This is a genomic window from Streptomyces sp. 2A115 (assembly GCF_052245575.1).
Taxonomy (GTDB): domain Bacteria; phylum Actinomycetota; class Actinomycetes; order Streptomycetales; family Streptomycetaceae; genus Streptomyces.
In genome coordinates, this window is sequence record NZ_JBQQCG010000062.1 from 59,398 (window position 1) to 71,369 (window position 11,972).

10 protein-coding genes and 1 tRNA gene are annotated in these 11,972 nt (G+C 69.8%); 10 read left to right on the plus strand and 1 reads right to left on the minus strand.

The features are described 5' to 3' along the window. Nucleotides 1-180 precede the first annotated feature (180 nt). From ACTWQR_RS38735 to ACTWQR_RS38745, 3 genes are read left to right on the plus strand one after another with little or no spacing between them, the layout of a single operon-like run. Nucleotides 181-1,542 carry a replication initiator gene (locus ACTWQR_RS38735; RefSeq protein ID WP_443231940.1) on the plus strand — a complete coding sequence of 454 codons (1,362 nt, stop codon included), beginning with the start codon at nt 181-183 and terminating at the stop codon, nt 1,540-1,542. Beyond that, complete coding sequence (locus ACTWQR_RS38740) at nt 1,532-1,735, plus strand: helix-turn-helix transcriptional regulator (protein WP_443231941.1); 204 nt, start codon at nt 1,532-1,534, stop codon at nt 1,733-1,735. Before ACTWQR_RS38735 ends, ACTWQR_RS38740 begins: the two co-directional genes overlap by 11 nt. Then, nucleotides 1,732-3,120, plus strand: coding sequence for a tyrosine-type recombinase/integrase (locus tag ACTWQR_RS38745; RefSeq protein WP_443231942.1), 1,389 nt, complete (start codon nt 1,732-1,734; stop codon nt 3,118-3,120). Before ACTWQR_RS38740 ends, ACTWQR_RS38745 begins: the two co-directional genes overlap by 4 nt. A 254-nt stretch (nt 3,121-3,374) precedes the next feature. Here ACTWQR_RS38745 and ACTWQR_RS38750 read toward each other — a convergent pair. Next, nucleotides 3,375-3,446 (minus strand) — tRNA-Arg (locus ACTWQR_RS38750). A gap of 151 nt (nt 3,447-3,597) precedes the next feature. Here ACTWQR_RS38750 and ACTWQR_RS38755 point away from each other — a divergent pair. The 7 genes from ACTWQR_RS38755 to ACTWQR_RS38785 all read left to right on the plus strand — a co-directional run. Further along, on the plus strand, nt 3,598-4,110 hold the full coding sequence (locus ACTWQR_RS38755) for a response regulator (protein ID WP_443231943.1): 513 nt from the start codon (nt 3,598-3,600) through the stop codon (nt 4,108-4,110). Nucleotides 4,111-4,570: 460 nt separating this feature from the next. Continuing rightward, a complete protein-coding gene (gene nrtL, locus ACTWQR_RS38760; protein ID WP_443231944.1) occupies nt 4,571-5,740 on the plus strand; it encodes an ArgS-related anticodon-binding protein NrtL in 1,170 nt (389 codons plus the stop codon). 16 nt (nt 5,741-5,756) lie between these two features. Continuing rightward, on the plus strand, nt 5,757-7,148 hold the full coding sequence (lysA, locus tag ACTWQR_RS38765; RefSeq protein ID WP_443231945.1) for a diaminopimelate decarboxylase: 1,392 nt from the start codon (nt 5,757-5,759) through the stop codon (nt 7,146-7,148). A gap of 160 nt (nt 7,149-7,308) precedes the next feature. After that, nucleotides 7,309-8,598: a homoserine dehydrogenase gene (locus ACTWQR_RS38770; protein ID WP_443231951.1), complete on the plus strand. Its 1,290-nt coding sequence runs from the start codon at nt 7,309-7,311 to the stop codon at nt 8,596-8,598. Between the two features lie 6 nt (nt 8,599-8,604). Next, nucleotides 8,605-9,663, plus strand: coding sequence for a threonine synthase (thrC, locus tag ACTWQR_RS38775; RefSeq protein ID WP_443231946.1), 1,059 nt, complete (start codon nt 8,605-8,607; stop codon nt 9,661-9,663). A gap of 373 nt (nt 9,664-10,036) precedes the next feature. Next, entirely contained in the window at nt 10,037-10,954 is a 918-nt protein-coding gene (gene thrB / locus ACTWQR_RS38780) for a homoserine kinase (RefSeq protein ID WP_443231947.1), read from the plus strand. 386 nt (nt 10,955-11,340) lie between these two features. Then, on the plus strand, nt 11,341-11,972 hold a 632-nt coding region (locus tag ACTWQR_RS38785), incomplete at its 3' end, for a Rho termination factor N-terminal domain-containing protein (protein WP_443231948.1).

The following is an 11,972-nucleotide window of genomic DNA, read 5'->3' on the forward strand; positions in this document are numbered from 1 at the left end:
GACCTGCGTAGGACGTGAACAGGTCGTCCTCGTCGGGCTCGACGGCTACGAGCGGCATCTGTGTCCGGCGCATGCCGCCGCAGTCTGGCTCACCGATCCAACGCTCCGGTTCAGCGCCAAGACCCGACCGGAGGGGATCACTGCCGTGATGTGGCAGGCGTTCGGGGGCGGTGGTCGGCGATGACCGAACCTCTGCCGAAGAGCGTTGCTGCCCTGCTCACCAGGGCAGCGGAGCCGGAGTTCGCTGCCTGGCGGCGCAATATCGTTCGCCTCGGCGGCTGCACCAACCCGATCCACCTGGTCGGCGCGGCAACCGTCGTCGACACGACCACGGGCGAGGCGCTGTTCTCGTACGGGTCGGATGTCTACGGCGGTCGGCTACTGACGGCGTGCGGCAACCGGCGGGCGACGGTCTGCCCGACCTGCTCTCGTCTCTACCGGGCCGACACCTATCAGCTGGTCCGGGCCGGGCTGGTCGGCGGCAAGAACGTCACGGAGTCGGTGAGCGGGCACCCTCGGGTGTTCGCCACCCTCACCGCTCCTGGCTTCGGCCCGGTTCACACCCGCCGTGAACACGACGGGCGCGTACGGGCTTGCCGTCCCCGGAAAGTGGGGGAGTGCTGCCCGCACGGGGTGCCGATCGGGTGTCATGAGCGGCATCCCGCGGATGAGCCCCTCCTCGGCGAGCCACTGTGCCCGCGCTGCTACGACTACGCCGGGGCGGTGCTCTGGCAGGCGTATGCCGGTCAGCTCTGGCACCGGTTCAGTCTGGAGCTGCGCCGGGAGATCGCGCGGCTTGCTGGTCTCTCGCGTGCCGAATTCGTGGACGTAGCTCGGCTGTCGTACGCCAAAGTGGCTGAGTATCAGCGGCGGGGTCTGGTCCACTTCCATGCCGTGATCCGCCTCGACGGACCGGACGGACCGGTCTCGTCCCCGCCGGGCTGGGCGACAACCGCCCTCCTCGCTGATGCGGTACGTAGTGCCGTCGGCCGGGTTCGGCTCGTTGCTCCCGGCGCGGACGTCGTCGGCCGGCGCGTGCTGTTCTTCGGCGAACAGGTCGACGTCCGGCCCATCGCGGCGTTCGGTGCGGGGGAGCGGCTGACCTCGGCGGCCGTCGCGGGCTATGTCGCCAAGTACGCCACCAAGGGCGCCGAGGCCGCGGGCGCGGTGGACGGCCGGATCCACCAGGCACGGGAGCTGGTGATCCTGCCCGTACGGGCCCACGTACTCCGCATGATCGGTACCTGTTGGTGGCTCGGCGGCCTGCCCGCCTTCGAACCGCTCGGACTACGGCGCTGGGCGCACATGCTCGGCTACGGCGGCCACTTCTCCACCAAATCGCGCCGTTACTCCACCACCCTGACCGCACTCCGCGAGGCCCGTGCCGAACATCGCGCGGAGGAACAGCGGGCGGCCTTTGGCTTGGCCGACCGCTCGACCGCCACGGTCGGCCAGTGGCGCTACGCCGGGCGCGGCTACTCGCCGGAGGCGGCGCTCCTCGCTGCCTCCGTGCGGGAAGGCGGTGGTCTTCATGGCACGTGAGAAGGCGGCCGAGCTGCTCACTGTGCGGCAGGTGCTCGAAGAACTCGGCGGGATCTCCCGGCGCACCTTCTACCGCTGGCGGGAACTGCGCATCGCCCCGGCCTGCATCCGATTGCCCAACGGGGAGTTGAGGGTTCGCCGCGACGTACTCAACGACTGGTTGGCGGAGCGTGCGGAGGGGGCCGCGTCGTGAAGTCGTACAAGGTCGTCATCTGGAAGCTGAGTATCAACCGCTCCGCGAAGAAACCGACCTACCTTGTTCGCTGGTCCGTGGACGGCGAGCCGTTCCACGAGTCGCACAAGACAAAGGCGCTCGCGGACCGCTTCCGGGCCAAGCTTCTCCGCGCTGCCGACAAGGGCGAACCGTTCGACACAGTCACCGGTCTGCCCGACTCGCTTCGCGGAGGGAAGGCGGCGCTGTCATTCCTTGACCTGGCGCGGAAGTACGTGGACGCACGATGGGCGGAAGCGTCAGCGAAGCAACGGGACAGCATCACTGATGCTCTGGCGACGGTCGTTCCCCTCCTCATCAAACCAGGGCGGGGGCGCCCCGCTCCCGAGGTACTGCGGCGGGCGCTGCGTTCGTATGTCCTGCCGGTTCCCCGTCGAGAGCGGGAGCGGCCAGACGAGATCGCTGCGGCCGTGCGGTGGATCGAAAAAGCCTCGCTCCCCGTGGGGGAGTTGCAGGAGATCGCCCGAGTACATGAGCTGATCGACGGGTTGGGCCGGAGGCTGGACGGCAAACCTGCGGCGACCCAGACCTACCGCAGGCGCAGGGCGGTGATATTCAACACCCTTGAATACGCAGTGGAGTTGGAGCACTTGCAGTCCAACCCGCTGAGCCGGGTGCGCCGTAAGCGCGGCAAGCGCGCGGTGCAGGAGGTCGACCGTCGGGTGGTAGTCAATCCTCGGCAGGCTCGGGAACTGCTGACTGCTCTCACCTACGTCGGTGGTTACGACCGCGCGAGCGGCCGACGGCTGAGGGCGTTCTTCGGGTGCCTGTACTACGCGGCCATGCGGCCGGGTGAGGCGCTGGGACTCCGCCGTTCCGACTGCACACTTCCGGTGTCCGGCTGGGGTCGGATCGAGCTGACGGAGACCCGTCCCACGGCTGGGAAGGCGTGGACGGACTCCGGGGAGGCTCACGACCGGCGCGGCCTGAAGCAACGGGCGCGCGGCGAAGTGCGCATCGTGCCGATACCGCCTCCGCTGGTGACGCTGCTCCGTGAGCACCTCAAGGAGTTCGGTACGGCCCCCGACGGCCGGCTGTTCTCCAGCGAGCGGGGCAACGTGATCGCGGCCTCGTCGTACTCCCGGGCGTGGAAACAGGCTCGGGAAATGGCGCTCGTCCCGCATCAGGTGTCCTCGGTGCTGGCCTTCCGTCCGTACGACCTGCGGCACGCGGGCGTCTCCCAGTGGCTCAACTCCGGCGTACCCGCCCCAGAGGTGGCGGCCCGTGCCGGTCACTCGGTCGATGTCCTGCTGAAGATCTACGCCAAGTGCATCGACGGCCAGGAGCAAGAGATGAACGACCGGATCCTGAAGGGTCTGGGGGAGGAGGACGACGCCGAAGACTGAGGGGCCCACACGCCCCTCACGCGAGCCCCGGAGTGATCCGGGGCTCGCGTCGTGTCGGAGGCGCGTCGGAAAGCTACGCTCAAGGGGACGGCAAACGGCCGCTGACCTGCCGGAAGGGTCGCCAAGATCATTACGTCGTCATTACGTGATCACTGGCAAACGGCTGCTTTCAGCGGCATCCGCCTGCACAAACGCCAAGACCCCGTCCTCAGCTAAAGCGCTGATGGCGGGGTCTCTGGGCACCTCATACAGGGTGCCCCCGGCAGGATTCGAACCTGCGCACACGGCTCCGGAGGCCGTTGCTCTATCCCCTGAGCTACGGGGGCGTGTCGGGCGCGGTGTTTGCGGCGACGGGTAGAACCCTACCAGCTCTTTCGGGGTCGTTTGGAACGGGTTTTGGGGGTGGGGGAGGGGGGTGCGGGGGGCGTTCGGATCTTGTGGGTCCGGTGGGCGGAGGGTCGCTCGGGCGGGGTGGAAGTGGGGAAAAGCCGGACGCGGTCGTGGGTGCGGACCTACTCTCAAGGTGTGCCAGGCGCGTCGGGTCGGGTGCTTGTTGTGGACGACAACAAGGTCATCCGGCAATTGATCAGGGTCAACCTCGAGCTGGAGGGTTTCGAGGTCGTGACCGCGGCTGACGGTGTCGAGTGTCTGGATGTCGTTCATCAGGTTCGGCCGGATGTCGTCACCCTGGACGTGGTGATGCCCCGGCTTGACGGACTGTGCACCGCCGCGCGGCTCCGGGCCGATCCGCGGACCCGTAACCTTCCCCTCGCCATCGTGAGCGCCTGCACGCAGTACGAGGTGGAGAGCGGCCTCGACGTCGGCGTTGACGCCTTCCTGGCCAAGCCCTTCGATCCTGCCGAACTCGTTCGGGTCGTACGGCAGTTGATGGAACGGCGGAGTGCTTCGGCCAGCGGTTCCGGTACCACGTCGCTGGGCAGTGCCTACGGTGCCGGAGAGACCGAGCGCGCCGGCCGGGCGGGCGGCTGACTCCCCAAGGCCCCGCTCGCCCGAGCCTCTCGTCTCAGCTCCTCGCCACCGTGGCCTTCAACGGCTCGTACTCGTGCAGCTTGCACTCGTGCAGCTTGCACTCGTGCAGCTCGTACTCGTACGCGCCGAACCGTCCTGAGGGGGTGGCGACATGTTCAGCCCGCAGTGGCTGGTGTCTCCTCGCAGGTCCCCAGGTCCCCAGGTCCCCAGGTCCCCAGGTCCCAGGTCCCAGGTCCCAGGTCCCAGGTCTCCAGGTCCCAGGTCTCCAATGCGTCCGACGTCTCCAACGCGTCCGGCTCAGTCGCGCCAGACCGAGGGCGAACCTGTTGCCGCGGTCCCCCGCCACCGGCTCCCCGCCCCCTCTCCGACGGCGGCAGGCGCGAACTCCCACCGTCCACATCGCGGACCCTCCCCAAACCCGTTCGCCTACCCACCCCCCTCCTCCCCTACGCTTGTCCCCGTGACCCCCGTCGAGCTCTCCCGTACCGTCCTGCGCGCCGTCCGCCGCGCGGTGGACGCGGGTGAGCTCACCGTCCCCGTGCCCGAGCGCGCGCTGGTCGCGTCCCCCGGTCCCGGTGGGTCCGGCGACTACGCCACGAACGTCGCCCTGCAGCTGGCCCGTCCCGCCGGACGCCCGCCCCAGCAGGTCGCCGAGATCCTGCGGCCGCACATCATCGGCGCCCAGGGTGTGGCAGGCGTCGAGATCACCGGTCCCGGCTTCCTCAACATCACCCTCGACGGGGATGGGGGAGAGCAGGCCCTGGTCCGGGAGATCCTGCGGCGCGGGGACCGGTACGGGTTCGCCGAAGGGCCGCCGAGCGGAGAGGCGGAGAGGGCGGGAGAAGGGGAGATCGTGCGGCTGCATTACCCCTGCGAGGTACGCGCCGCAGTCACCGGCCAAGTCGTCGCGCGGATCCTGCGTTCCCAGGGCGCCCTCGTCCGTACGTTCTGCGAGGCCGAACCGGACCCGGCATGGGCGGCCCCCCTCGCCGTCACCGCCGACGCCCACGGTGGGCCCGGCGCCCCGGCTTTCCCCGACCTTGACGACGTCGTCGACCTCGATGACGTCATCGAGGTCGACGACGTCATCGACGTCATCGACGTCAACCTCCGGCCCGTACCCGCCCCCGAGGACCCCACCCCGCTCGGCCGCGACGCCGCCCGCTGGGCCCTGCTTCACCCCGCCGCCCACGACCGGCCCCGGATCGTCGCGGACCACCTCGTCCAGCGGGGGAGCAACCCTCTGTTCCGTGTCCGGTACGCCCACGCCCGCACCCGGGCGCTCACCCGTAACGCCACTGCCCTCGGCTTCGCCGCCGCCCCCACCTCGGGCGACGTGCAAGACGCGCAGAACCACGAGGTACGGAGCGCGGAAGACCTCCTCGCCGCCCTCGCCGCATACCCCCCCGCCCTCGCCACCGCGGCCCGCCACCGCGCCCCGGACCGCCTCGCCCGGCACCTCGTCACCACCGCTGACCTGTTGCTCACCGTGCAGCACACCGTGCTTCCGCTCGGCGACGAGAAACCCTCGGCCGCCCACCGCGCCCGGCTCGCGCTCGCCGAAGCCGCCGGGACGGTGCTGGCCGGCGGCCTTTCCCTCCTCGGCATCGACGCACCTGAACACCTTTGAGGAAGCCCACACAGACATGAGCCGTTCCGCACACCCCGCCGGACCCCGTCACGCCGATGTGCTGCCCGAGGGCCACTACTCCGGCCCGCCCGCGGACCTCAACGCCCTCGACCCGAAGGTCTGGGCCCAGACCGTCACCCGTACGCCCGACGGAGTCGTCAGCGTCGGCGGCCTGGATGTGACCAGGCTCGCCGAGGAGTTCGGCACCCCGGCCTACTTCGTCGACGAGGCCGACTTCCGGGCTCGCGCCCGAGCCTGGCGCACCGCGTTCGGGCACGACGCCGACGTGTTCTACGCCGGGAAGGCATTCCTCTCCCGTGCCATCGTGCGCTGGCTGCACGAAGAGGGCCTCAACCTCGACGTCTGCTCCGGCGGCGAACTCACCACCGCCCTGTCCGCCGGTATGCCCGCCGATCGCATCGCCTTCCACGGCAACAACAAGTCCACGGTGGAGATCCAGGACGCCATCGAGGCCGGCGTCGGCCGTATCGTCCTCGACTCCTTCCAGGAGATCGTCCGCGTCGCGCACATCGCCCAGAGTCTCGGCAAGCGGCAGCGCGTGCAGATCCGGGTCACGGTCGGCGTCGAGGCGCATACCCACGAGTTCATCGCCACCGCGCACGAGGACCAGAAGTTCGGGATCGCGCTCGCGGACGGGCAGGCCGCCGAGGCCGTACGGCGCGCGCTCGCGCTCGACGGGCTCGAACTCATCGGTATCCACAGCCACATCGGGTCGCAGATCTTCGACATGGCAGGCTTCGAGGTCGCCGCCCGCCGCGTCGTGTCCCTTCTCGCCGAGATCCGCGACGAGCACGGCGTCGAGCTCCCCGAGATCGACCTCGGCGGCGGCCTCGGCATCGCCTACACCAGCGACGACGACCCGCGAGAGCCCCACGAGATCGCCAAGGCCCTCGGCGAGATCGTCACGCGCGAGTGCGAGGCCGCCAAGCTCAGGACCCCCCGGATCTCGGTCGAGCCGGGGCGTGCCATCGTCGGGCCCACCGCCTTCACCCTCTATGAGGTCGGCACCATCAAGCCGCTCGACGGACTGCGTACGTACGTCTCCGTCGACGGCGGCATGTCCGACAACATCCGCACCGCGCTGTACGACGCCGAGTACAGCGTCGCTCTCGTGTCGCGGACCAGTGACGCCGAACCCATGCTCGTACGCGTCGTCGGCAAGCACTGCGAGAGTGGCGACATCGTGGTCCGGGACGCGTTCCTGCCCGCCGACCTCGCGCCCGGTGACCTCATCGCCGTCCCCGCCACCGGCGCGTACTGCCGCTCGATGGCCAGCAACTACAACCACGCCCTTCGCCCGCCGGTCGTCGCGGTCCGCGACGGTGAGGCGCGGGTGATCGTCCGCCGCGAGACGGAGGAGGACCTCCTGCGCCTCGACGTCGGCTGAGAGAATCGAAGGCACACACCCGGGGCGGGCGGAAGATCTCCTGTCTTTCGCCCGCGCGTAAATGAAATAGACGTCTCACGATCCGGACCAGGGATAGAAACTCCCGTCCGGTGAGTGAGACTGGTCCCACCGTGACGGTAAGAGGAAACGAGGTCGGATGATGCGTACGCGTCCGCTGAAGGTGGCGCTGCTGGGCTGTGGGGTTGTCGGCTCAGAGGTGGCGCGCATCATGACGACGCACGCCGACGACCTCGCCGCGCGTATCGGAGCCCCGGTCGAGCTGGCGGGTGTCGCCGTACGGCGGCCCTCCAAGGTGCGTGAGGGAATCGATCCGGCGCTCGTCACCACGGATGCGACCGCCCTCGTCAAACGCGGGGACATCGACGTCGTCGTCGAGGTCATCGGCGGCATCGAGCCGGCCCGTACGCTCATCACCACAGCCTTCGAGCACGGCGCCTCCGTCGTCTCCGCCAACAAGGCGCTCCTCGCCCAGGACGGTGCCGCGCTGCACGCCCTCGCCGAGGAGCAGGGCAGGGACCTCTACTACGAGGCCGCCGTCGCCGGTGCCATCCCGCTGATCCGCCCGCTGCGCGAGTCCCTCGCCGGCGACAAGGTCAACCGGGTGCTGGGGATCGTCAACGGCACCACCAACTTCATCCTCGACAAGATGGATTCGACGGGCGCCGGGTATCAGGAAGCACTCGACGAGGCCACGGCACTCGGGTACGCCGAGGCCGACCCGACCGCCGATGTCGAGGGCTTCGACGCCGCCGCCAAAGCCGCGATCCTCGCCGGTATCGCCTTCCACACGCGGGTGCGCCTCGACGACGTGTACCGCGAGGGCATGACCGAGGTCACCGCCGCCGACTTCGCCTCGGCGCGGCAGATGGGCTGCACCATCAAGCTGCTCGCCATCTGTGAGCGGGCCGCCGACGGCGGGTCCGTCACCGCGCGCGTGCACCCCGCCATGATTCCGCTCACCCACCCGCTCGCCTCCGTGCGCGGCGCGTACAACGCCGTGTTCGTCGAGTCGGACGCCTCCGGGCAGCTCATGTTCTACGGGCCGGGCGCGGGCGGCGCCCCGACCGCCTCCGCCGTCCTCGGCGACCTCGTCGCCGTCTGCCGCAACAAGCTCAGCGGTGCGACCGGACCCGGCGACTCCGCGTACACCCAACTGCCCGTGAGCTCCATGGGCGAGGTCGTGACCCGCTATCACATCAGCCTCGACGTGGCAGACAAACCGGGTGTTCTCGCCCAGGTTGCGACCGTGTTCGCCGAGCACGGCGTTTCGATCGATACGGTTCGCCAGCAGGGTAAGGACGGCGAGGCCTCTCTCGTCGTCGTCACCCACCGCGCGTCCGACGCGTCCCTCAACGGGACCGTCGAGGCGTTGCGCAACCTCGACACCGTGCGGGGTGTCGCCAGCATCATGCGGGTTGAAGGAGAGTAACCAGCAATGACCCACCAATGGCGCGGAATCATCGAGGAGTACCGGGACCGGCTGCCGGTATCCGACACCACGCCGGTCGTGACGCTGCGCGAGGGCGGTACGCCGCTCGTGCCGGCGCAGGTGCTCTCCGAGCGCACGGGCTGCGAGGTCCACCTCAAGGTCGAGGGCGCGAACCCGACCGGGTCCTTCAAGGACCGCGGTATGACCATGGCCATCACGCGGGCCAAGGAGGAGGGCGCGAAGGCCGTCATCTGCGCGTCGACCGGCAACACGTCGGCCTCCGCCGCGGCCTATGCCGTACGGGCCGGAATGGTGTGCGCCGTTCTGGTCCCGCAGGGCAAGATCGCGATCGGCAAGATGGGCCAGGCCCTCGTGCACGGCGCGAAGATCCTCCAGGTGGACGGAAACTTCGACGACTGTCTGACGCTGGCGCGCGCGCTGTCCGACAACTACCCGGTGGCGCTGGTCAATTCGGTGAACCCGGTGCGTATCGAGGGCCAGAAGACCGGGGCCTTCGAGATCGTGGACATGCTCGGCGACGCTCCCGACATCCACGTCCTGCCGGTGGGCAACGCGGGCAACATCACCGCGTACTGGAAGGGCTACACGGAGTACGCCGCCGACGGGATCGCCAAGCAGACCCCGCGCATGTGGGGATTCCAGGCTTCCGGTTCCGCGCCCATCGTGCGCGGCGAGATCGTCAAGGACCCCTCGACGATCGCCACCGCGATCCGTATCGGCAACCCGGCCTCGTGGAAGTTCGCACTGGCCGCGCGGGACGAGTCGGGCGGCTTCATCGACGAGGTGACGGACCGTGAGATCCTGCGCGCCTACCGGCTGTTGGCCGCGCAGGAGGGTGTTTTCGTCGAGCCCGCGTCCGCCGCGTCCGTCGCCGGCCTGCTGAAGGCCGCCGAGCAGGGCAAGGTCGATCCGGGCCAGACAATCGTCTGCACGGTGACCGGAAACGGCCTCAAGGACCCCGACTGGGCCGTCGCGGGCGCCCCGCAGCCGGTCACGGTCCCGGTCGACGCGGCCACGGCCGCCGAACGGCTCGGCCTGGTGTAGCGCGGCTCCTCGTCCCGTACCGGCGGCAGCGAGTGAGCCGAAGGGGCGCGCCGGTGTCGAGGTGGTGAACGCGCGGAGGCCCGACGAAGGAGGGTCGAGCACGATCACCGCCTCGACACCGGCTGTAGCGCCCCGGAGGCGAACCGAGCTCTAAAAAAGGGGGGTGCACGAGGGGCTTACGACACGCATCGTGCGCCTCCTGTGCGCCCTATGTCGCCACAGAACCTTCCTTCGATAGGCTGTACTGAACCCGCCCGCCGCATATGCCGCGGTGCCGCGCAGTCCCTGCGGCCTGAGGGTCTTCCGCATTTTCCGTATGTCTCGCAGGATTTCGAAAATCTCGCAGCTCAAGCTCAAGGAGAGTCATCGAGCGATGGCCGGTCCAGCGTTCCGCGCCGCCGCCGTCCGGGTGCGCGTCCCCGCCACCAGTGCCAACCTCGGCCCGGGCTTCGACGCCCTCGGCCTGTCACTGGGGCTGTACGACGACGTGGTCGTCCGGGTGGCCGACTCCGGCCTGAACATCGACATCGCGGGTGAGGGCGGCGAGACCCTGCCACGTGACGAGAACCACCTCCTCGTACGTTCCCTGCGCACCGCCTTCGATCTGCTGGGCGGACAGCCGCGCGGCCTCGAGATCGTCTGCGCCAACCGCATCCCGCACGGCCGCGGTCTCGGCTCCTCGTCAGCCGCCATCTGCGCGGGCATCGTCGCCGCACGCGCTGTGACCATAGGCGGCGACAGCAAACTCGACGACGCGGCGCTCCTGGAGCTCGCCACCGAGATCGAGGGACACCCCGACAACGTCGCCGCCTGTCTGCTCGGCGGCTTCACGCTGTCCTGGATGGAGGGCGGTGCCGCGCGCGCCATCAGGATGGAGCCCGCCGAATCCATCGTTCCGGTGGTTTTCGTACCGGCGAAGCCCGTCCTGACAGAGACCGCGCGCGGACTGTTGCCGCGCACCGTTCCGCACGTCGACGCCGCCGCCAACGCGGGCCGCGCCGCACTGCTCGTCGAGGCCCTGACCAGGCGCCCCGAGCTGCTGCTGCCCGCCACCGAGGACCGACTGCACCAGGAGTACCGCGCACCGGCCATGCCGGAGAGCGCGGCACTGGTGGAGCGGCTGCGGGCCGACGGAATCCCCGCGGTGATCTCCGGCGCCGGACCCACGGTGCTCGCGCTCGCCGACCATACGGCGGCCGACAAGGTCGCACGACTGGCGGGCGAGGGCTGGGCGGCCAACCGGCTGGGCCTCGACGCCACGGGAGCGAGCGTGCTGCCGCTTGCTCCGTGACACACGGTTGCCGGATTTGGAGAGGGGGAATGTTTGTTGGATCCGGTAGTGTTAACCTCAAGTCTGCACCCGACCCCACCATGGCGAGGTGCTTTGTGTCCCCGTCCGGGACAACCTTCTTCCGGGAGCCTCCCAAACTGCTTTGTGCCATGCATTTGGGTGCTACGCGCTGAGCGGTGCTGAGCACGCTCCGGAACCGGCGTGACCGAGCCGATCGACACCGCACCTCAGTGCCGCGGCCCCGGGAAGCGCCATCCCAGATATTCCTTCCGCCTTTTGGCGGACCACCGCCCCGGCACGGTCCACACAAGCAAGGACCACTGTCGGACAGCACAACCGGTCGCCGAGCCAGACAGGCCGACGTCCGCTCCAGGGAAGGACCCTTCGTGAGCGACACCACCGATCTGATGGGCGCACGTGTCGAGGAGACCGCTGCCGCGCCCGCCACGGACGCCTCCGCGCCTGCCACCGGTGCCGGCTCCCGTCGGCGCCGCGGTACCGGCCTCGATGGCATGGTGCTGGCCGAGCTGCAGCAGGTCGCATCCGGCCTCGGCATCAGGGGCACCGCGCGGATGCGCAAGAGCCAGCTGATCGAGGTCATCAAGGAGGCGCAGGCTGGGGGGGGTACTCCGGCCAAGACCGCGGCTCCCGCCGCGGACGCCACCGAGACCAAGCCCAAGCGCCGGGCCACCTCGAAGGCTCGTACGGGCACGAGCGAGGAGGCCGCGCCTCCCGCTGCCAAGGCCGCCGACAAGAAGGCGGACCCGGCCGAGAAGGCCGTGGCCCAGCAGCAGATCGAGATTCCCGGCCAGCCCGCCAGTGAAGACGCCCCGGCCGAGCGCCGCCGGCGTCGCGCCACCGCCGAGGCCGGCAGCCCCGAGACGGTCGCTGCCGAGGCCAAGAGCGAGCCGAAGGCCGAGGTCCCCGTGGCCTCCGGCGAAGCCAAGGGCGACGCCGGTGACGGCGGTGCCGACGGCCGTCAGGGTCGACGCGACCGCCGTGACCGCGACCGTGACCG